Annotated in this window: 17 protein-coding genes; 10 read left to right on the top strand and 7 right to left on the bottom strand. The window is 61.0% G+C overall.

The features are described from left to right. Nucleotides 1–51: 51 nt before the first annotated feature. The 6 genes from elaB to menE all read left to right on the top strand — a co-directional run bounded on the left by elaB (nt 52) and on the right by menE (nt 6,412). Nucleotides 52–363 carry a stress response protein ElaB gene (elaB, locus tag ACTJJ6_RS05590; protein ID WP_028127745.1) on the top strand — a complete coding sequence of 104 codons (312 nt, stop codon included), beginning with the start codon at nt 52–54 and terminating at the stop codon, nt 361–363. Between the two features lie 380 nt (nt 364–743). Continuing rightward, on the top strand, nt 744–2,420 hold the full coding sequence (gene menD / locus ACTJJ6_RS05585) for a 2-succinyl-5-enolpyruvyl-6-hydroxy-3-cyclohexene-1-carboxylic-acid synthase (protein WP_049300060.1): 1,677 nt from the start codon (nt 744–746) through the stop codon (nt 2,418–2,420). Then, nucleotides 2,417–3,187, top strand: coding sequence for a 2-succinyl-6-hydroxy-2,4-cyclohexadiene-1-carboxylate synthase (menH, locus tag ACTJJ6_RS05580; RefSeq protein ID WP_049300059.1), 771 nt, complete (start codon nt 2,417–2,419; stop codon nt 3,185–3,187). Before menD ends, menH begins: the two co-directional genes overlap by 4 nt. 11 nt (nt 3,188–3,198) lie before the next feature. Beyond that, nucleotides 3,199–4,056, top strand: a complete 858-nt coding sequence (gene menB, locus ACTJJ6_RS05575; protein ID WP_016926920.1) for a 1,4-dihydroxy-2-naphthoyl-CoA synthase — start codon at nt 3,199–3,201, stop codon at nt 4,054–4,056. After that, nucleotides 4,056–5,039, top strand: coding sequence for an o-succinylbenzoate synthase (menC, locus tag ACTJJ6_RS05570; RefSeq protein WP_143778400.1), 984 nt, complete (start codon nt 4,056–4,058; stop codon nt 5,037–5,039). The genes menB and menC overlap by 1 nt, the downstream gene beginning before the upstream one ends. Further along, nucleotides 5,027–6,412, top strand: coding sequence for an o-succinylbenzoate--CoA ligase (menE, locus tag ACTJJ6_RS05565; protein WP_164053657.1), 1,386 nt, complete (start codon nt 5,027–5,029; stop codon nt 6,410–6,412). The genes menC and menE overlap by 13 nt, the downstream gene beginning before the upstream one ends. 44 nt (nt 6,413–6,456) lie before the next feature. Here the strand turns inward: menE and katA are convergent, their stop codons facing one another. After that, a complete protein-coding gene (katA, locus tag ACTJJ6_RS05560; RefSeq protein ID WP_015378563.1) occupies nt 6,457–7,893 on the bottom strand; it encodes a catalase KatA in 1,437 nt (478 codons plus the stop codon). Between the two features lie 338 nt (nt 7,894–8,231). On the opposite strand from katA, the gene ACTJJ6_RS05555 reads away from it, so the two are divergent. Next, nucleotides 8,232–8,771 carry a YfaZ family outer membrane protein gene (locus ACTJJ6_RS05555; protein WP_016926923.1) on the top strand — a complete coding sequence of 180 codons (540 nt, stop codon included), beginning with the start codon at nt 8,232–8,234 and terminating at the stop codon, nt 8,769–8,771. Between the two features lie 61 nt (nt 8,772–8,832). Here ACTJJ6_RS05555 and tyrP read toward each other — a convergent pair whose 3' ends face one another. Beyond that, on the bottom strand, nt 8,833–10,041 hold the full coding sequence (tyrP, locus tag ACTJJ6_RS05550) for a tyrosine transporter TyrP (protein ID WP_440803123.1): 1,209 nt from the start codon (nt 10,039–10,041) through the stop codon (nt 8,833–8,835). 245 nt (nt 10,042–10,286) lie between these two features. Here tyrP and ACTJJ6_RS05545 point away from each other — a divergent pair, with 245 nt between their 5' ends. Continuing rightward, on the top strand, nt 10,287–11,483 hold the full coding sequence (locus ACTJJ6_RS05545) for a nicotinamide mononucleotide deamidase-related protein YfaY (RefSeq protein WP_049300056.1): 1,197 nt from the start codon (nt 10,287–10,289) through the stop codon (nt 11,481–11,483). Here the strand turns inward: ACTJJ6_RS05545 and ACTJJ6_RS05540 are convergent. Continuing rightward, nucleotides 11,473–11,877: an FAD-dependent oxidoreductase gene (locus ACTJJ6_RS05540; protein ID WP_228009732.1), complete on the bottom strand. Its 405-nt coding sequence runs from the start codon at nt 11,875–11,877 to the stop codon at nt 11,473–11,475. The two genes, ACTJJ6_RS05545 and ACTJJ6_RS05540, sit on opposite strands and share 11 nt — an antisense overlap. Nucleotides 11,878–12,148: 271 nt before the next feature. Here ACTJJ6_RS05540 and ACTJJ6_RS05535 point away from each other — a divergent pair, with 271 nt between their 5' ends. Further along, nucleotides 12,149–12,301 (top strand): Hok/Gef family protein, encoded by a 153-nt coding sequence (locus tag ACTJJ6_RS05535; protein ID WP_176062865.1) that lies wholly within the window; start codon nt 12,149–12,151, stop codon nt 12,299–12,301. A gap of 59 nt (nt 12,302–12,360) precedes the next feature. On the opposite strand, the gene yfaE is transcribed toward ACTJJ6_RS05535, so the two are convergent. The 4 genes from yfaE to ubiG form a co-directional block, all read right to left on the bottom strand. Further along, on the bottom strand, nt 12,361–12,621 hold the full coding sequence (gene yfaE, locus ACTJJ6_RS05530; protein ID WP_016926927.1) for a class I ribonucleotide reductase maintenance protein YfaE: 261 nt from the start codon (nt 12,619–12,621) through the stop codon (nt 12,361–12,363). Between the two features lie 3 nt (nt 12,622–12,624). Next, nucleotides 12,625–13,755 (bottom strand): class Ia ribonucleoside-diphosphate reductase subunit beta, encoded by a 1,131-nt coding sequence (nrdB, locus tag ACTJJ6_RS05525; RefSeq protein ID WP_004935915.1) that lies wholly within the window; start codon nt 13,753–13,755, stop codon nt 12,625–12,627. Nucleotides 13,756–13,822: 67 nt separating this feature from the next. Continuing rightward, on the bottom strand, nt 13,823–16,111 hold the full coding sequence (nrdA, locus tag ACTJJ6_RS05520; protein WP_016926928.1) for a class 1a ribonucleoside-diphosphate reductase subunit alpha: 2,289 nt from the start codon (nt 16,109–16,111) through the stop codon (nt 13,823–13,825). Nucleotides 16,112–16,549: 438 nt separating this feature from the next. Further along, nucleotides 16,550–17,275, bottom strand: coding sequence for a bifunctional 2-polyprenyl-6-hydroxyphenol methylase/3-demethylubiquinol 3-O-methyltransferase UbiG (ubiG, locus tag ACTJJ6_RS05515; RefSeq protein ID WP_004935909.1), 726 nt, complete (start codon nt 17,273–17,275; stop codon nt 16,550–16,552). Between the two features lie 212 nt (nt 17,276–17,487). On the opposite strand from ubiG, the gene gyrA reads away from it, so the two are divergent. Beyond that, nucleotides 17,488–20,130 carry a DNA topoisomerase (ATP-hydrolyzing) subunit A gene (gene gyrA / locus ACTJJ6_RS05510; protein ID WP_028127742.1) on the top strand — a complete coding sequence of 881 codons (2,643 nt, stop codon included), beginning with the start codon at nt 17,488–17,490 and terminating at the stop codon, nt 20,128–20,130. Nucleotides 20,131–20,247 lie beyond the last annotated feature (117 nt).

Raw genomic sequence — 20,247 nt, 5'->3', positions numbered from 1 at the left:
CCTTGTCTATAGTGTAGGAACGCTTAATTTTTCAACCACGGAGATCTCACGATGGCAAGACATACGGATGCTGAGCAAACTACGCTGGATGACGATCTGAGAATGCTGACCGAGACGCTGGAAGAAGTGCTGCAATACACCGGCGATCGTGCGGATCAGGCCTATATCGACATCAAGTCGCACGCCGAGCAGGCGCTGAGTGAGGTCAAGGCGCGCTGGGCGAACACGGGCGAATCCTACTATGCGCGCGCCAAAGAAGCGGTGCACCGCACCGACGACTACGTGCGGGACAAACCCTGGCACGGCGTGGGCATCGGCGCCACCGTCGGGCTGGTGTTGGGGCTGCTGCTGGCCCGCAAATAAATCATGTCATCGGGGCGGCGCAGGCCGCCTCGTGCTTTTCTGCAGACTGTGTCGTTCATCCCGCCGTTTCCCCGATCGCTTGCCCTTATCCCGCCTATACTTCCCGCTAGCCGCCGTTGGAGCGCCTCTATTTCCCTTGTTTTTGTATGGACGGATTGAGCCGGCGTCGCCGCAAGTGTAAAGTATTTGTGTTTTAATTGTTTATTTTTTGTTCTAAATCAAATAATTATCTGGTGTAAACACTCAGGGATATACGGCGTTTTTGCGCTGGCGCAAAAGCCGTGAAAATAACACCTCATATAATACAGAGCGTAACTACAGGCGCGGCGTCCGTCGGCTGCGCCGGAGACGATCTCTGCTAACTGACTTGTGAGCGAACTATGTCGACAAGTGTTTTTAATCGCCGGTGGGCGGCTGTGCTGCTCGAGGCGCTGGCCCGCCATGGGGTGCGGCATGTTTGTATCGCTCCGGGATCGCGCTCCACGCCGCTGACGCTGGCCGCTGCGGCCAACCGATCGTTTATCTGCCATACCCATTTTGATGAGCGCGGGCTCGGCCATTTGGCGCTCGGTCTGGCGAAGGCGGCGCATGAGCCGGTGGCGGTGATCGTCACGTCCGGCACCGCGGCGGCGAACCTTTATCCCGCGTTGATCGAAGCCGGCCTGACCGGTGAACGGCTGGTGTTTCTCACCGCCGATCGGCCGCCGGAACTGATCGACTGCGGCGCCAATCAGGCGATCCGTCAAAACGGTCTCTACAGCAGCCACCCGACGTTGGCGATCGATCTGCCGCGTCCGACGCCGGATATTCCGGCCGCGTGGCTGGCCTCCAGCGTCGACAGCGCGATGGCGCGCCTGCAGCATGGCGCTTTGCATATCAACTGCCCGTTCGCCGAACCGCTGTACGGCGGCGATGAGCGTCAGTATGCCGATTGGTCCGCCGCGCTGGGCGACTGGTGGCAGGGCGATCGTCCGTGGCTGCAGGAAAGCGAGACGCGTGCGGCGCCGTCGCCGCAGCCGGACTGGTTCTTCTGGCGGCAAAAACGCGGCGTGGTGCTGGCCGGCCGCATGAGCGCGGAAGAGGGCGCGCGGCTGGCCGACTGGGCCGAGACGCTGGGCTGGCCGCTGATCGGCGATGTGCTGTCGCAGACCGGGCAACCGCTGCCCTGCGCCGATTTATGGCTCGCCCATCCGCAGGCGCAGCGCCTGTTGCAAGACGCGCAGCTGGTGGTGCAGTTCGGCGGCAGCTTGACCGGCAAACGCCTGCTGCAGTGGCAGACGCAGTGCCGGCCGGAAGAGTATTGGGTTATCGACGAGCTGCCGGGGCGGCTCGATCCGGCCCAGCACCGGGGGCGGCGCTTGCGCGCCGGGGTGGCGCAGTGGTTGGCGCAGCATCCGGCGCAACCGCGCGCACCGTGGGCCGCCGGGCTGGCGGCCTTGGCGGATAAGGCGCTGACGGCGGCGTCCACGCATCTGCACGATAACTTTGGCGAAGCGCAGCTGGCGCACCGCCTGCCGGAGCTGCTGCCGGAGAACGGCCAGCTGTTTCTCGGCAACAGCCTGGTGGTGCGACTGATCGACGCGTTAACGACGCTGCCTGCCGCTTACCCGGTATTCAGCAACCGCGGCGCCAGCGGCATCGACGGTCTGATTTCCACCGCCGCTGGCGTACAGCGCGCCACCGCGAGGCCGACGTTGGCGGTGGTGGGCGACCTTTCCGCGTTGTATGACCTCAATGCGCTGGCGTTGTTGCGCCACGGTTCGGCGCCGACGGTGCTGATCGTCGTCAATAACAACGGCGGCCAAATTTTCTCGCTGTTGCCGACGCCGGACGAGGAGCGCCAACGCTTTTACTGCATGCCGCAGAACGTCGAGTTCAGCCACGCGGCGGCGATGTTCCAGCTTGACTACGCGCGGCCGGAAAACTGGAGCCAGCTGCAACAGGCGGTTGAGCAAGGCTGGCGGCGCGGCGGCGCCACGCTGATAGAACTGCAGGTGCCACCGAGCGCAGGAGCCGAAAGCCTGCAATACCTGGTGCAACAGATGGCGGTGCAATGATGCTGGCGACGCGAATTTTGCAACAGGGCGAAGCGGGCCGCCCGTGGCTGGTGTGGCTGCACGGCCTGCTCGGCAACAACAACGAATGGCGGGTGATCGCCGCGCGCTGCCCGGAATGGCCGTCGCTGGCCATCGATCTGCCCGGCCACGGCGATTCCGTGGCGGTGACCTGCCGCGGCTTCGACGACATCAGCGCGCAAATCGCCGCTACGCTGCAGCTGCGCAATATTGAACGTTATTGGCTGGTGGGCTATTCGCTCGGCGGGCGCATCGCCATGTATCACGCTTGCCACGGCCGCCATGCCGGGCTGCAAGGCGTGATCGTCGAGGGCGGCAATCCGGGGCTGGAGGACGAAAAACAGCGCCGCCATCGCTGCGAGCAGGATGCACTGTGGGCGGCGCGTTTTCGCAGTGAACCGATCGCCGAGGTGCTGGCGGACTGGTATCAGCAGCCGGTGTTCAAAGAGCTTAGCCATGTGCACCGTCAGGCGTTGATCGCCGCGCGTTCGGTCAACAGCGGCCCGGCGATTGCCGACATGCTCGAAGCCACGTCGCTCGGGCGGCAGCCCTATCTGGCGCCGCAGCTGCGCCAACTGACCGTGCCGCTGCGGGTGCTGTGCGGTGAGAACGACCCCAAATTTCAACGGCTGGCGCGCGACGCCGGGTTGCCGTTGCGCATCGTGCCGCAGGCCGGCCACAACGCGCATCTGGCCAATCCGCAGGATTTCGTCGCCGAGCTGCAGACCTTTCTCGTTAACCCTGGTTAAAGGAACCGAACATGCTTTATCCGAATGAAGAACACCTGTATGCCGCCATCGCCTGGCAGGATTGCACCGGCGATTTCGAAGACATTCTGTATCACAAGTCCGCCGACGGCATCGCCAAAATCACCATCAACCGGCCGCAGGTGCGCAACGCGTTTCGTCCGCAAACGGTCAAAGAGATGATCGACGCGCTGGCCAACGCCCGTTACGACGACGGCATCGGCGTCATTATTCTGACCGGCGCCGGCGATAGGGCCTTCTGCTCCGGCGGCGACCAGAAAGTGCGCGGCGACTACGGCGGCTATCGCGACGACAGCGGCGTACATCACCTCAACGTGCTGGACTTTCAGCGCCAGATCCGCACCTGCCCGAAACCGGTGGTGGCGATGGTGGCCGGCTATTCGATCGGCGGCGGCCACGTGCTGCACATGATGTGCGATCTGACCATCGCGGCGGATAACGCCATCTTCGGCCAGACCGGCCCGAAAGTGGGCTCGTTTGACGGCGGCTGGGGGGCGTCTTACATGGCGCGCATCGTCGGCCAGAAGAAGGCGCGCGAAATCTGGTTCCTGTGCCGTCAGTACGACGCCGCCGCCGCGCTGGACATGGGCCTGGTCAATACCGTGGTGCCGCTGGCCGATCTGGAAAAAGAGACGGTGCGCTGGTGCCGCGAAATGCTGCAGAACAGCCCGATGGCGCTGCGCTGCCTGAAGGCGGCGCTGAATGCCGACTGCGACGGCCAGGCCGGTTTGCAGGAGCTGGCGGGCAACGCCACCATGTTGTTCTACATGACCGACGAAGGGCAGGAAGGGCGCAACGCGTTCAACGAGAAGCGCCAACCGGACTTCAGCAAATTCAAGCGTAACCCGTAATGAGCGGAGCAAACCGCAGCGCGGCGCTATACCGTTACAGCCTGCCGATGGAGGCGGGCGTGGTGCTGCGCAATCAGCGGTTGAAAACGCGTGACGGATGGGTGGTGCAACTGTGCCAGGGCGAGCGTGAGGGGTGGGGCGAGATCGCGCCGCTGCCGGAATTCAGTCGGGAAACGTTGGCGCAGGCCGAACAGGCCGCGTTGGGCTGGCTGCAGGCCTGGTTGGCGGGCAACGAACCGGATGACAGCGCGCTGCCCTCGGTGGCCTTTGGGCTCAGCTGTGCGCAGGCCGAGCTGGAGCAGCGCTTGCCGATGCAGGCGGATTTTCGCAAGGCGCCGCTGTGTACCGGCGATCCGGACGAGCTGTTCGAGACATTGAGCGCTTTGCCGGGCGAGAAAGTCGCCAAGGTGAAAGTAGGGCTGTATGAGGCGGTGCGCGACGGCATGATCGTCAACGTGCTGCTGGAGGCGCTGCCGGATCTGCGGCTGCGGCTGGATGCCAACCGCAGTTGGACCCGCGCCAAAGCCGACGGCTTCGCCAAATACGTCAACCCGGCGTGGCGCGATCGCATCGCCTTTTTGGAAGAGCCCTGCAAGACCCGTGATGAATCGCGCGATTTCGCCCGGGCGACCGGCATCGCCATCGCCTGGGATGAGAGCGTGCTCGAGGCGGACTTTGTGGTGCAGGCCGAGCCGGGCGTGGCGGCCATCGTGATCAAGCCGACGTTGGTCGGCAGTCTGACGCGCTGCCAGGCGCTGGTGGCGCAGGCGCACGCGGCGGGGCTGACGGCGGTGATCAGTTCCAGCATCGAGTCCAGCCTGGGGTTGACCCAGCTGGCGCGCATTGCCCATTGGCTGACGCCGGACACCGTGCCGGGCCTGGACACGCTGGGGTTGATGCAGGCGCAGGTGCTGCGCCCGTGGCCGGGCAGCGCGTTGCCGCTGCTGGATGTCTCGGCGCTGGAGTGTCTATGGCGCGGTTAAGCGATTGGCCGTGGCGGCACTGGGCGCGCCTTCAGCCGCAGGCGACGGCGCTGTTGCTCGGCGAACGGCCGCTGAGCTGGCTGGCGTTGCAAAGCCAGGTGGATGAACTGGCGGCGGACTTTCAGCATCAGGGCGTAGAACCGGGCTGCGGCGTGGCGCTGTGCGGCAAAAACAGCTATCCGTTGCTGTTGGCCTATCTGGCGCTGCTGCAATGCGGCGCGCGCCTGTTGCCGCTCAATCCCGCCTTGCCGACGCCGCTGTTGGCGCAGCTGTTGCCGGAATTGGATATGACCTTTGTCTTCGGCCCGGACTCGTTGCCGGCGTTGCCGGAAGAGGTGATTCGGTTGACGCCGCCCTCGACCGAGCCGCGTTGGCCAGACCTGCCGACGTGGGATGCGCAGCGTCTGGCGACGCTGACGCTGACCTCGGGTTCCAGCGGCATGCCGAAAGCGGCGGCGCACAGCTACGCCAATCATCTGGCCAGCGCCGCCGGGGTGTTGCGGTTGATGGATTTTCAACGTGAGGATTGCTGGCTGTTGTCACTGCCGCTGTTTCACGTCTCCGGCCAGGGCATCGTCTGGCGCTGGTTGGCGGCGGGCGCCCGATTGGCGGTGCGCGAGATGCAGCCGCTGGCGGAGGCATTGGCGGGATGCACGCATGCTTCGCTGGTGCCGACGCAGCTCTGGCGGCTGCTGGAGCAACCCCTGACGGGCATGACGTTGAAAGCGGTGCTGCTCGGCGGCGCGATGATCCCGGTGGAGCTGACCGAACGGGCGGAGGCGGCGGGGATCCGCTGCTGGTGCGGCTACGGGCTGACCGAACTGGCCTCCACGGTGTGCGCCAAGCGCGCCGATGCGCGGCCGGGCGTCGGCCTGCCGCTCGGCGGCCGCGAAGTAAAACTGGTGGGCGAAGAGGTCTGGATCCGCGCTGACAGCCTGGCGCTCGGCTACTGGCGTCATGGCTATCTGCAGCCGTTGGCCGATGAACAGGGCTGGTTCGCGACCCGCGATCGCGGCGTGATGGCTGAGGGAGAACTGCGCATTCTCGGCCGGCTGGACAACCTGTTTTTCAGCGGCGGCGAAGGGGTGCAGCCCGAGGATATCGAACGCGTGCTGGCGGCGCACCCGCAGATCACGCAGGCGTTTGTGGTGCCGATGGCGGACGCCGAGTTCGGCCAGCGGCCGGTGGCGGTGATCGACGGCGATCCGTCGCTGTCGCTGGCGACGCTGCTCGCCTGGTCGCAGGACCAGCTGGCCAATTTCCAACGCCCGGCGGCGTTGCTCCCGTTGCCTGACGAGCTGAAAAACGGCGGCATCAAGATTTCGCGCCGCCAGTTGCAGCAGTGGGTGGCGCAGCGTCTCTCCCAGGCATAAAAAAGCCGCCCGAAAGGGCGGCTGAGTGGATGGCTGCAGGAGGGTTATTTCAGCCCCAACGCCTTGGCGACGCCGGCGCCGTAGTCCGGATGCACCTTGGTGAACAGCTCGACCTGACGGCGCTGGATCTGTTCCGGCACCTGCGACAGTTCGCCGGCGATGCGGGTGAACATGCGCTGGTGCTCTTCGGCGCTCAGCAGGTTGAACAGCGCGCGCGGCTGGCTGTAGTAATCGTCGTCTTCACGATGGTTCCAGTGATCGGCCGCGCCCTCAATGCTCAGCGGCGGCTCGCTGAAGTCCGGCTGCTCCTGGAACAGGCCGAAGCTGTTCGGTTCGTAGGTGGCGCCGTTGCCGCTGTTGCCGTCCACGCGCATCGCACCGTCGCGATGATAGTTGTGGAACGGGCATTTGGCGCCGTTCACCGGGATCTGGTGATGGTTGACGCCCAGGCGGTAGCGGTGCGCATCGCCATAGGAGAACAGACGGCCCTGCAGCATTTTATCCGGCGAGAAACTGATGCCCGGCACCACGTTGGCGGGGTTCATCGCCACCTGTTCGACTTCGGAGAAGTAGTTGTCGGGATTGCGGTTCAACTCGAAATAACCGACGTCGATCAGCGGGTAGTCGCCGTGCGGCCATACCTTGGTCAGATCGAATGGGTTATATGGCGTCTGAGAGGCTTCGTGTTCCGGCATGATCTGAATTTGCAGCTTCCAGCGCGGGAAGTCGCCGCGTTTGATCGCCTCGAACAAATCGCGCTGTGAGCTTTCGCGATCCTTGGCGATGATCGCTTCCGCCTCTTCATCCATCAGGTTTTCAATACCCTGTTCGCAGCGGAAGTGGAATTTCACCCAGAAACGTTCGTTGGCGGCATTGATAAAGCTGAAGGTGTGGCTGCCGAAGCCGTGCATGTGGCGGTAGGACTTCGGAATGCCGCGATCGCTGAAGTCGATGGTCAGCTGGTGCAGTGATTCCGGCAGGTGGGAGAAGAAGTCCCACTTGTAGACCGGATTGCGCAGGTTGGTATGCGGATCGCGTTTCACCACGTGGTTGAGATCGGGGAATTTCAGCGGATCGCGCAGATAGAACACCGGCGTATCGTTACCCACCAGATCCCAGTTGCCTTCTTCGGTATAGAACTTCATGGCGAAGCCGCGAATGTCGCGTTCGGCGTCGGCGGCGCCGCGTTCACCGGCGACGGTGGAGAAGCGGATAAACATGTCGGTCTGCTTACCGATTTCGGAGAAGATCTTGGCGCGGGTGTAGCGGGTGATGTCGTGGGTGACGGTAAAGGTGCCGTAGGCGCCGGATCCCTTGGCGTGCATGCGACGCTCGGGGATGACTTCACGGTCGAAGTGGGCCAGTTTTTCCAGGAACCACACGTCCTGCAACAGCATCGGGCCGCGTTTGCCCGCGGTGATCACGTTATTGTTATCGACAACCGGGGCGCCGGCTGCGGTGGTCAGTCCTTTCTTGCTCATCACTTGCTCCTTATCGTAGTGCAGTTAAGTAAAGACTCGGGCGGTTTAAGCGTTCATCAGCATAGTCCTTTGGCGGGGCTTCTTCCCCTGACCTTGGTCAAAGCCACTACTAGTTGTAGCCCTATTGCCGAGCGACGGCAAATAGGTCTCGGTTATCGTTGGCATCGCCTTGACGAATATGGATTTTTGTTTGCAAATTTTTACATTTATTTGATTATTGAAGAATTTTTTCGCTTTTATCCCTTAAATACTCATTGCGCTTTGGTATAGACTCGTGACGTTATTATTATGCGTTGATTCGATCATTCGGTACGGATGACAAACCAGAGGGAAAGATGATGAAAAAGACTTGGGTCGCGTGCGCGGCAGGATTGCTGTTGGTGACCGGCGCGGCGAACGCCATCAGCGTGTCGGGCGAAGCCGGGCAACACTACACCAACCTGGGCGTCGGCATGAGCACCGGCTCTTCAGGTCTTGGCCTGACCGGCAACTGGGCGCGCAGCGACCACGACGGCAACGTCGGCAGCCTGGGGTTGAACTTCGGCGTGCCGCTGGGGCCGTTGACGGCGACCGTGGGCGCCAAAGCGCTGTACCTCAGCCCGAAAGATGGGAAGAGCGGCGGGGCGGTGGCGCTGGGCGGCGGCCTGGAGTGGGAAATTAACCGTTACTTCAGCCTGCACGGCGAAGGGTACTTTGCCCCTGAGTCTTTCACCAGCGGCGTGAAGGCCTATAACGAAGCCAGCGGCGGCCTGCGCTGGAAGTTCCGTCCGCTGAGCGTGGACGTGGGCTACCGTTACATGCAAATGGAAGGCAAAGACGGGCGTCGCGACAATACGCTGGCCGATGGCCCTTATGTCGGCGTGGGCCTGAGCTTCTGACGCTCAGCAAAAAGGGGCCATTGCGGCCCCTTTCTCTTTATCATTTCTTGTCTTTCGTCGCTTACCCGACCGCCGGCAGCATGCCGCTGGCGATGCCCAGTTGGATGGCGATCACCGTCACCCCGCAGACAAACACCAACGCCAGCGCCGGCGTACCGCCCCAGACGCGATACTGCGCCTGATGCTTTTGGCGGGTTTTCCACACCAGCAGTGAAGGCAACAGCAGCGCCAACACCGACAAGGCGATGGCGGCGAATCCCAGCGCCAGCACGAAGCCGCGCGGGTAGAACAGCGCGAAGGCCAGCGGCGGCAGGAAGGTGATGGCGCCGGTTTGCAGGCGGCCGCGCACGTTATCTTGCCGCTTGAACAGGTCGGCCAGGAAATCGAACAGCCCGAGCGCCACGCCGAGGAACGAGGTCGCCAGCGCCAGATCGGCGAACAGGTGCACCGCCAGTTCAACGTGCGGCGAAGCCACCGCGTCGCGCACCGCCTGCAACAGGCCGTTCAGCCCGGCCTGCTGCGCCAGAATGCCGACGAAGGTGTCGGAGCTGATGCTGCCCAGCGTCGCCAGCTGCCAGAAGATATAGGCCATCAGCGGGATGGCGCTGCCGATGATAAATACCCAGCGCAGTTTGCGAATGTTGCCGCCCATGTAGTTGACGATGCTCGGCACGCTGCCGTGGAAGCCGAAAGAAGTGAAGATCACCGGAATGGCCGACAGCGCCAGGCCTTGCTCCAGCGGCAATGTCATCAGATTGGTTTGGTGGATATTCGGCAACATCAGGCCGAGCATCACCACCAGAAATACCACTTTGGCGCTGAACAGGATGCGGTTGAACAAGTCGACCGAGTGGGTGCCGATGCACACCACGCCGCCGGCCACCAGGGTGAACAGCAGGACGCCGAGCGACACCGGGAAGTCCTGCGATGTCCATTGGCTGATGCTGGTGGCGAGCAGTTCGCCGGCGCCGCTGATATAGGCGGCGGTGAGGGCGTACATCAGGAACATCATGCTAAAGCTGGTCAGCCACTGGCCGCCGCCGCCGAGATAACGTTTGGCGAGCGTGCCCAGACCGGTATCCGCCTGCTCATGCTGGTAAACCTCCACCAGCAGCAGCGCGGTGTAACACATCAACAGCCACAGCACGACCAGTAAGGCCAGCGTGACGCCGAAGCCGACGCCGGCCGCTGCCAGCGGCATCGCCAGCATCCCGGCGCCAATGGTGGTGCCCGCCACGATAAAAACACTGCCAAGAGTGCGATTCTTCACGTTTTTTCTCTACCAGCCGAAAGATTTTGAAAATTATAGGTAACGATTTATGAGGATGGCAGGATAGTGGAAGCCCTAATTCGTGTCAAACCGGCGTTACGCATGATGTAAATAAATATTTACATTGCGGCGACCGGCATGGCACATGAGAAACGGACCCAAGGCTGAAATTATCCGAAGGCGGCTAGTGAAAAGTTATTTACGGGCTTCTATAGTGGAATGACCAAAAAATGTGGGAGAGATCAATGTTAAGGGTGGAGATGCTCAGCACCGGCGATGAGGTGCTGCACGGGCAAATTATTGATACCAACGCCGCCTGGCTGGCGGACTACCTGTTCCAGCAGGGGGTGCCGATGAGCGGGCGTGAAACGGTCGGGGACAGCCTCTCTGCGTTGATCGAGATCCTGCAGGAACGCAGCCATATCGCCGATGTGTTGATCGTCAACGGCGGCCTGGGGCCGACCAGCGACGATCTCAGCGCGCTGGCCGCCGCGAAAGCCAGCGGCGTAGAGCTGGTCGAACGGGTTGACTGGTTGGCGCGCATGGAAGCCTATTTCGCCGAGCGCGGGCGGCCGATGGCCCCTTCCAATCGCAAGCAGGCGCAGATCCCGGCCAACGCGGAAATGCTGGATAACCCGGTGGGCACCGCCTGCGGGTTCGCATTGCAGCTGAACCAATGCCTGATGTTCTTCACCCCCGGCGTGCCGTCGGAATTCAAAGTGATGGTCGAGCAGCAGATCGTACCGCGTCTGCGCCAGCGCTTCACCTTGCCGGCGCCGCCGCTGTGCCTGCGCCTGACGACCTTCGGCACCTCCGAGAGCGATCTGGCCGCCGAGCTGGATGGCATGCCGCTGCCGCCGGATGTGGTATTGGGTTACCGTTCCTCCAGCCCGATCATCGAACTGAAGCTGACCGGGCCGGAAAGCCGGCGTGCGGAAATGGAGCTGGCCTGGCGACGCGTGCGCGAAGTGGCGGGGGACAACTGCATTTTTGAAGGCACCGACGGGTTGCCGGCGACGCTGACGCAGCGCCTGAATCAGCAAGGGCTGAAGCTGGCGTTGAGCGAGCAGTTCAGTGGCGGTTTGATCAATCTGCAGCTGCAGAGCGAAGGGGCGCCGCTGGCGGGTGGCGAGCTGCTGCCGGCACACTGCATCGAAACGCTGGAAACGACGCTGGCGCGCGCCCGCTCGCTGGCGGAATTGACCGGCGCGCCGTTGGCGTTGGCTGTCAGCGCCATGCGCGATGAGCAGGTGAGCATTGCGCTGCACACGCCGCGCGGCGGCATTGGCCAGACCGTGCGTTATCGCGCGTCGCGCCACGGTCTGCGGTTGCGTCAGGAGTCGGTGGCGATGCTGGCGTTGGATATGCTGCGCCGCTGGCTGAATGGGAGCCAGGCGTGCGGTAAAAACGCCTGGCTGGAAGTGGTGGAAATTATCGAGTGACGGGCATCGGCGTTGCTGAGTCTCCCGTCTTGTCGGCCTCATCGCGCTGCATCAGCCGTTCGGACGCCAGGCGTGAAAGACGTATTGCGGCCGCGCCTCGCGTTTGCAGTTCTGTACCGTAGTTCCTGAGTGCCTGCCCGGCGCTGTCTGAGTGCGCCAGATGCGCCGCCAGGCTGGCGGCGTCTACCAGCGCGGTGTTGGCGCCGAGCCCACCCGCCGGGCTCATGGCGTGCACGGCGTCGCCGAGAAAGGCGATGCGTTCGCTGTGCCATTCCGGCATCGCCGCCGTAACCTGCACCGTCCGCACGCTGAGCGACAGGGGATCCGCCAACGCTAACGCCGTTTGCAAGGCGGGCGCCCATCCTTGCGAGATATGCCGTACGCGCGCCCGCAACGCGGTGCTTTTTTACACATCGGCGGGAAAGGGGCACTAAGCGAAATACTTTGAGGATAGTTATATATCCCTGATTAATCATAATGTTATAGGGGATATTCGCGGTGAGGGAATGCTGTTACTCTCTTGACGGGTGCTTGAGACTGTTCGTCTTGGGCATTGTGTGACAAGGCGGATAGATGAAAGCCCCAGACTGACTCTCAAATCAGAATGGGGCTGCCCTAACGCCTAGACACCGTTATGGTAGCCCCTTCACAGCAAGGAGGCAAGCATGCGCTTAAGGCATGTGTTTCACTCGCTAACCGTTGTATGTATTACGGTTTTGTTATTTATCTGGATGATAAGAGACTCGCTGTGCGAGCTGAAAATCTACCAGGGAAATATCACTATCCTGATCAGGTTGGCGTGTGAGGTGAAGCGGTAATCCTAGGGCGGGGGCAACCCCGCCTTCTGGTCTTCAGGCGCGGTTTCCGGCACCCGACTTTACATTTCCAGCTCGATATCCGTCAGCGGCATGCAGCAGCAGGGCAGGATTTCGCCGGCGTTGATAAACGCCAGCGGCTGTTGGCGGTAGGCCACTTCGCCTTTCACCAGCTTCAGGCGGCAGGCGCCGCAATAGCCGGAGCGGCATTGGTACTCCACCTGCACGTCGTGCAGTTCCAGCACGTCGAGCAGGCAGTTTTCACTGTTAGGGCAAGAGAGCTGCGTGCCGGCGGCGCGCAGCGTCACGGTTGGCGTCGTCATCGCTTACAGTTCGAAGTCGCTCAGGTCGTCGGCGTTGATCTCCGAGTCGATCTGGCCAACCAGGTAGGAGCTCACTTCCACTTCCTGCGGCGCTACCTGCACGTTGTCGGACACCAGCCAGGCGTTGATCCACGGGATCGGGTTGGAGCGGGTTTCGAACGGCAGACCGAGGCCGACCGCCTGCATGCGGATATTGGTGATGTATTCCACATACTGGCACAGGATGTCTTTGTTCAGGCCAATCATCGAGCCGTCGCGGAACAGGTATTCCGCCCACTCTTTCTCCTGCTGGGCGGCCAGCACGAACAGATCGTAGCACTCTTGCTGGCACTCTTCGGCGATCTCCGCCATTTCAGGATCGTCGGCGCCGGAACGCATCAGGTTCAGCATGTGCTGGGTGCCGGTCAGGTGCAGCGCTTCGTCGCGAGCGATCAGCTTGATGATCTTGGCGTTGCCTTCCATCAATTCGCGCTCGGCGAACGCGAAGGAGCAGGCAAAGCTGACGTAGAAACGGATCGCTTCCAGCGCGTTCACGCTCATCAGGCACAGGTACAGCTGCTTCTTCAGCGCACGCAGATTGACGGTGACGGTTTTACCGTTCACCTGGTGGGTGCCTTCACCCAGCAGGTGATAGTAGCTGGTCATCTCGATCAGATCGTCGTAGTAGCCGGAAATGTCTTTCGCGCGCTTCTTGATCTCTTCGTTGGTGACGATGTCGTCGAACACCAGCGCCGGATCGTTGACGATGTTGCGGATGATGTGGGTGTAGGAACGGGAGTGGATGGTCTCGGAGAACGACCAGGTTTCCACCCAGGTTTCCAGCTCAGGGATCGAGATCAGCGGCAGCAGGGCGACGTTCGGGCTGCGGCCCTGGATGGAGTCCAGCAGCGTCTGATACTTCAGGTTGCTGATGAAGATGTGCTTCTCGTGCTCCGGCAGCGCCTGATAATCGATGCGATCGCGGGAAACGTCAACCTCTTCCGGGCGCCAGAAGAAGGAGAGCTGTTTTTCGATCAGCTTTTCGAAGATTTCATGCTTTTGCTGGTCGAAACGCGCAACGTTTACCGACTGGCCGAAGAACATCGGCTCTTGCAGCTGGTCGTTTTTGGTCTGAGAAAAAGTGGTGTAAGCCATAAGCCTGAATCCATCGTAACGTGGCTAAATGAAGGGGCCGGAAAACTCCGGCCCGCTAGGTCAAACTTTAGATCTTGCAGGCGCCGCTTTCGCAGTCGTCATCGCCGGCCTTGGCAGGCTGCAAATCTTCCTGGGCGTCTTCCGCGCCGTCGCGGGTGTTTTGGTAGTACAGCGTTTTCACGCCGAACTTGTAGGTGGTGAGCAGGTCTTTCAACAGCTGCTTCATCGGCACCTTGCCGCCCGGGAAGCGGGTCGGATCGTAGTTGGTGTTGGCCGAAATCGACTGGTCGATGAATTTCTGCATCAGCCCCACCAGCTGCAGATAGCCGTCGTTGCTCGGCATTTCCCACAGCAGCTCGTAGTTGTCTTTCAGACGCTCATACTCCGGCACCACCTGGCGCAGGATGCCGTCTTTCGACGCCTTGATGCTGATGTGGCCGCGCGGCGGCTCGATGCCGTTGGTGGCGTTGGAAATCTGCGAAGAGGTTTCCGACGGCATCAGGGCGGACAGCGTCGAGTTGCGCAGACCGGTTTCCTGGATCTCTTTGCGCAGGGTTTCCCAGTCGTAGTGCAGCGGCTCGTTGCAGATCGCATCCAGGTCTTTCTTGTAGGTGTCGATCGGCAGGATGCCCTGCGAATAGGTGGTTTCGTTGAACCACGGGCAAGCGCCTTGTTCCTGAGCCAGGCGGTTGGAGGCTTTCAGCAGGTAGTACTGAATGGCTTCGAACGTTTTGTGGGTCAGGTTGTTGGCGCTGCCGTCGGAGTAGCGCACGCCGTTTTTCGCCAGGTAATAGGCGAAGTTGATCACGCCAATGCCCAGGGTGCGACGACCCATCGCGCCACGGTGCGCGGCCTTGATCGGATAATCCTGATAATCCAGCAGGGCGTCGAGTGAACGCACCGCCAGGGTCGCCAGCTCTTCCAGATCGTCCAGGCTGTCGATCGCGCCCAGGTTGAAGGCGGACAGGGTGCACAGCGCAATTTCGCCGTTCTCGTCGTTGACGTCTTCCAGCGGCTTGGTCGGCAGGGCGATTTCCAGGCACAGGTTGGACTGACGCACCGGCGCGATCTGCGGATCGAACGGGCTGTGGGTGTTGCAGTGGTCGACGTTCTGGATGTAGATGCGGCCGGTAGAGGCGCGCTCTTGCATCATCAGCGAGAACAGCTCAACCGCTTTCACGCGCTTCTGGCGAATGCTGTCGTCTTTTTCGTACTGGGTGTACAGACGTTCGAATTCGTCCTGATCGGCGAAGAATGCGTCATACAGCCCCGGCACGTCGGACGGGCTGAACAGGGTGATGTCTTCGCCCTTGATCAGACGCTGGTACATCAGGCGGTTCAGCTGCACGCCGTAGTCCATGTGGCGCACGCGGTTGCCTTCAACGCCGCGGTTGTTTTTCAGCACCAGCAGGCTTTCCACTTCCAGGTGCCACATCGGGTAGAACAGCGTTGCCGCGCCACCGCGCACGCCGCCCTGCGAGCAGGATTTGACGGCGGTCTGGAAGTGTTTGTAGAACGGAATGCAGCCGGTATGGAAAGCTTCCCCGCCACGGATCGGGCTGCCCAGCGCGCGAATGCGGCCGGCGTTGATGCCGATGCCGGCGCGTTGCGAAACGTATTTCACAATGGCGCTGGAGGTGGCGTTGATGGAGTCCAGGCTGTCGCCGCACTCGATCAGCACGCAGGAGCTGAACTGACGGGTTGGGGTGCGCACGCCGGACATGATCGGCGTTGGCAGCGAAATCTTGAAGGTGGAAATCGCGTCGTAGAAACGTTTGACGTAGTCCAGACGAGTTTCACGCGGGTAGTTGGAGAACAGGCAAGCGGACACCAGCATGTACAGGAACTGGGCGCTTTCGTAGATCTCGCCGCTGACGCGGTTCTGCACCAGATACTTGCCTTCCAGCTGCTTGACGGCGGCATAAGAGAAGTTCATGTCGCGCCAGTGATCGATAAAGGAGTCCATCTGCTCGAACTCTTCAGCGCTGTAGTCTTCCAGCAGATGTTTATCGTATTTGCCCATCTCGACCATGCGCGTCACGTGAGCGTGCAGCTTCGGCGGTTCGAACTGGCCGTAAGCCTTTTTGCGCAGGTGGAAGATCGCCAGGCGAGCGGCCAGGTACTGATAGTCCGGCGCATCGCGGGAGATCAGATCGGCAGCGGCTTTGATGATGGTTTCGTGAATATCGGCGGTTTTGATGCCGTCATAAAACTGAATGTGGGAACGCAACTCTACTTGAGAAACCGAGACGTTGTGTAATCCTTCTGCGGCCCAATCGATGACCCGGTGGATTTTGTCGAGGTTGATGCGCTCTTTACGGCCATCGCGTTTAGTTACAAGCAGACTTTGGTTCATGTGGTGTTTTACCTGTCCGTATGGTGCCCCTAAGCAGAAGTGTAGTCGCTCTGCTCAGTATGTAAACACTATATATAGGGGTTGTATGTCGGTGAGGTAACAAGATAGTGAGAAAAAACGGCGTTTGCAAGTGAACAAAACCCGCCTAATTTGTGGATAACTTGGGGGTGAAATGTCACTTGCCTTTCGCAGTGCGCGCCGTGACTGGCGCGACAAGCTTGTCAATAAGCGAGATCAGATTTTCCTTAAAAACTGAAAAAACCGATCGTTTGGCGCTTTATTAAACGTTAGAAAAAAACGGCATATTGATCTGATTTAATATTCTAAAAAACTGTTTACAACCGCTATTTTGATCGAAGTCGCGAAAATTAGGTATTTTTCCGAATACGTCAATGGCGCCGCCCCCCGGTAATGCAGGGCCGGCGCGGTTTACCGCGTTTAACCTTCGTGCTGGGTGTGCACCATGTAGTTCACGTCAACGTTGCGCCCAAGCTTGAAATGATCGGTGATCGGGTTGTAATGCAGGCCGATCATGTGTTTTTCGCGCAGCGGCGTGCCGTCGACCCAGCCGATCAGTTCGGAAGGGCGAATGAACTTCTTATGATCGTGGGTGCCCTGCGGCACCATCTTCAGCACGTACTCCGCGCCGATCACCGCCATCAGCCAGGCTTTGGTGTTGCGGTTGATGGTGGAGAAGAACACGTGGCCGCCCGGTTTCACCAGTTGGGCGCAGGCGCGTACCACCGAGGCCGGATCCGGCACGTGCTCCAGCATCTCCATGCAGGTGACCACGTCGTAGCGCTGCGGGTTGGCCTGAGCGTGGCTTTCCACTGTCTCTTGCACATAGGTGACGTCCATGCCGCTTTCCAGGGCGTGCAGCCGGGCGACCTGCAGCGGCTCCGCGCCCATGTCCAGCCCGGTTACCTTGGCGCCTTCGCGCGCCATGCTCTCCGCCAGAATGCCGCCGCCGCAGCCCACGTCGAGCACCTGCTTGTCAAAAATGCCGCCGGCGCGCTGCATGATGTAGTTCAGGCGCAGCGGGTTGATGCGGTGCAGCGGTTTGAACTCGCCTTCCAGATCCCACCAGCGGGAGGCGACGGCCTCGAACTTGGCGATTTCCTGGTGGTCAACGTTTTGCACTCGGCTGGATGATTCTGCGTTCATGGGCTTGTCTGGCTCCTTGTTCTCGTTGCGCGGATTATACATGTTCCGGCGCGGCATCGTCTGTGCCGATGCGTTTTTAGCGCACTTATCTGCACAATTTCCGTGAAACAGCGGCGGTTATTTTCCCGTAAAGCGTGCTTTGTGATATAGTTTTACACCTTTGCCACTATGGCAGCGGGCAGATGAATCATTAGTAGAGGGATAGCAGCTCCATGAGCGACCTTGCCAGAGAAATCACACCGGTAAACATCGAAGACGAGTTGAAAAACTCGTATCTGGACTATGCGATGTCCGTTATTGTCGGACGTGCCCTGCCAGATGTTCGTGATGGACTGAAGCCGGTTCACCGCCGCGTTCTGTACGCGATGAGCGTATTGGGTAACGACTGGAATAAACCATACAAGAAATCGGCCCGTGTCGTCGGGGACGTGATCGGTAAATATCACCCGCACGGTGACAGCGCGGTTTACGACACTATCGTGCGTATGGCTCAGCCGTTTTCACTGCGCTACATGCTGGTGGACGGTCAGGGTAACTTCGGCTCCGTCGACGGCGACTCCGCGGCGGCGATGCGTTATACCGAAGTGCGCATGTCCAAGATTGCTCACGAACTGTTGGCGGATCTGGAAAAAGAAACCGTTGACTTCGTGCCTAACTATGATGGCACCGAGCAGATCCCGGCCGTCATGCCGACCAAGATCCCGAACCTGCTGGTCAACGGCTCGTCGGGCATCGCCGTGGGCATGGCTACCAATATTCCGCCGCACAACCTGGCGGAAGTCGTCAACGGCTGCCTGGCCTATATCGACGATGAAAACATCAGCATCGAAGGGCTGATGGAACACATCCCGGGGCCGGACTTCCCGACGGCGGCGATCATCAACGGTCGCCGCGGCATTGAAGAGGCCTACCGCACCGGGCGCGGCAAAGTCTACCTGCGCGCGCGCGCGGAAGTGGAAGCCGACGCCAAGACCGGGCGCGAAACCATCATCGTTCACGAGATCCCGTATCAGGTGAACAAGGCGCGTCTGATCGAGAAGATCGCCGAGCTGGTGAAAGAAAAACGCGTGGAAGGCATCAGCGCACTGCGCGACGAGTCCGATAAAGACGGCATGCGCATCGTGATCGAAGTCAAACGTGACGCGGTCGGCGAAGTGGTGCTGAACAACCTGTATGCGCTGACGCAACTGCAGGTCACCTTCGGCATCAACATGGTCGCGCTGCATCAGGGGCAGCCTAAACTGCTGAACCTGAAAGACATCCTCGAAGCCTTCGTGCGCCACCGCCGCGAAGTGGTCACCCGCCGCACCATCTTTGAACTGCGCAAGGCCCGCGATCGCGCCCATATTCTGGAAGCGCTGGCTATCGCGTTGGCCAACATCGATCCGATCATCGAGCTGATTCGCCGTGCGCCGACCCCGGCGGAAGCGAAAGTCGCGCTGGTGGCGCAGCCGTGGGATCTGGGCAACGTCAGCGCCATGCTGGAACGCGCCGGTGACGACGCCGCTCGCCCTGAGTGGCTGGAGCCGGAGTTCGGCATCCGCGACGGCAAATACTACCTGACCGAGCAGCAGGCTCAGGCGATTCTGGATCTGCGCCTGCAGAAACTGACCGGCCTGGAGCACGAGAAGCTGCTGGACGAATATAAAGAGCTGCTCAACTTTATCGCCGAGCTGATCTTTATTCTGGAAAGCCCAGAGCGCCTGATGGAAGTGATCCGCGAAGAGCTGGTGGCGGTCAAAGAGCTGTACAACGACGGCCGCCGCACCGAGATCACCGCCAATACTTCCGACATCAACATCGAAGACCTGATCAACCAGGAAGACGTGGTGGTGACCCTGTCTCACCAGGGCTATGTGAAGTATCAGCCGCTGTCCGACTATGAAGCGCAGCGCCGCGGCGGCAAAGGCAAGTCCGCCGCGCGTATTAAAGAAGAAGACTTTATCGATCGCCTGCTGGTGGCCAACACCCACGATACGATCCTGTGCTTCTCCAGCCGTGGCCGCCTGTACTGGATGAAGGTGTACCAACTGCCTGAAGCCAGCCGCGGCGCGCGCGGCCGCCCAATCGTCAACCTGCTGCCGCTGGAAGCAGACGAGCGTATCACCGCCATTCTGCCGGTGCGCGAGTATGAAGAAGGGCGCCACGTGTTCATGGCCACCGCCAGCGGTACCGTGAAGAAAACCGCGCTGACCGAGTTCAGCCGCCCACGCAGCGCCGGCATCATCGCCGTCAACCTCAACGAGGGCGATGAGCTGATCGGCGTCGATCTGACCGACGGCAGCAACGAAGTGATGCTGTTCTCCGCTAACGGTAAAGTCGTGCGCTTCCCGGAAACGCAGGTGCGTTCGATGGGCCGTACCGCGACCGGCGTGCGCGGCATCAACCTCGGCGAAGGCGATAGCGTGATCTCACTGATCGTGCCGCGCGGCGAGGGCGACATCCTGACCGTCACGCAAAACGGCTTCGGTAAACGTACTGCAGTCACCGAGTACCCGACCAAGTCACGCGCCACCCAGGGGGTTATCTCCATCAAGGTGAGCGAGCGTAACGGCCAGGTGGTCGGCGCGGTGCAGGTGGAAACCAGCGACCAGATCATGATGATCACCGATGCCGGCACGCTGGTGCGTACCCGCGTTTCGGAAGTCAGCGTGGTCGGTCGTAACACCCAGGGCGTGACGCTGATCCGCACGGCGGAAGACGAAAATGTCGTCGGTCTGCAGCGGGTGGCCGAACCGGTGGAAGACGAAGAGCTGGACAGCCTGGAACCGGGCGCGGAAGCGGTGGAAGAAGACACCACGCCGCTGGACGATGGCGACGACGCGGCTGAGCCGGTGGACGACGACAACGTTTAAGCAAGGTGAGGGCGTCGGCATGCCGACAGCGTAATGCACTGAGACAAAAGGGCCTGGCAGCGATGCTAGGCCCTTTTTCAGTTATATGGTTTAATTGGCGCACCGAGCCGCCGGCCG

This window comes from Serratia sp. 22278 (assembly GCF_052045405.1).
GTDB classification, from domain to species: Bacteria; Pseudomonadota; Gammaproteobacteria; order Enterobacterales; family Enterobacteriaceae; genus Serratia; species Serratia marcescens.
This window is presented reverse-complemented; position numbering and strand designations above follow the sequence as displayed.

Bases quoted from the DNA above. Each gene is read 5' to 3' on its own strand.
- elaB (WP_028127745.1), top strand. From the start codon at position 52: ATGGCAAGACATACGGATGCTGAGCAAACTACGCTGGATGACGATCTG.
- menD (WP_049300060.1), top strand. From the start codon at position 744: ATGTCGACAAGTGTTTTTAATCGCCGGTGGGCGGCTGTGCTGCTCGAG.
- menH (WP_049300059.1), top strand. From the start codon at position 2,417: ATGATGCTGGCGACGCGAATTTTGCAACAGGGCGAAGCGGGCCGCCCG.
- menB (WP_016926920.1), top strand. From the start codon at position 3,199: ATGCTTTATCCGAATGAAGAACACCTGTATGCCGCCATCGCCTGGCAG.
- menC (WP_143778400.1), top strand. From the start codon at position 4,056: ATGAGCGGAGCAAACCGCAGCGCGGCGCTATACCGTTACAGCCTGCCG.
- menE (WP_164053657.1), top strand. From the start codon at position 5,027: ATGGCGCGGTTAAGCGATTGGCCGTGGCGGCACTGGGCGCGCCTTCAG.
- katA (WP_015378563.1), bottom strand. From the start codon at position 7,893: ATGAGCAAGAAAGGACTGACCACCGCAGCCGGCGCCCCGGTTGTCGAT.
- ACTJJ6_RS05555 (WP_016926923.1), top strand. From the start codon at position 8,232: ATGAAAAAGACTTGGGTCGCGTGCGCGGCAGGATTGCTGTTGGTGACC.
- ACTJJ6_RS05545 (WP_049300056.1), top strand. From the start codon at position 10,287: ATGTTAAGGGTGGAGATGCTCAGCACCGGCGATGAGGTGCTGCACGGG.
- ACTJJ6_RS05535 (WP_176062865.1), top strand. From the start codon at position 12,149: ATGCGCTTAAGGCATGTGTTTCACTCGCTAACCGTTGTATGTATTACG.
- yfaE (WP_016926927.1), bottom strand. From the start codon at position 12,621: ATGACGACGCCAACCGTGACGCTGCGCGCCGCCGGCACGCAGCTCTCT.
- nrdB (WP_004935915.1), bottom strand. From the start codon at position 13,755: ATGGCTTACACCACTTTTTCTCAGACCAAAAACGACCAGCTGCAAGAG.
- nrdA (WP_016926928.1), bottom strand. From the start codon at position 16,111: ATGAACCAAAGTCTGCTTGTAACTAAACGCGATGGCCGTAAAGAGCGC.
- ubiG (WP_004935909.1), bottom strand. From the start codon at position 17,275: ATGAACGCAGAATCATCCAGCCGAGTGCAAAACGTTGACCACCAGGAA.
- gyrA (WP_028127742.1), top strand. From the start codon at position 17,488: ATGAGCGACCTTGCCAGAGAAATCACACCGGTAAACATCGAAGACGAG.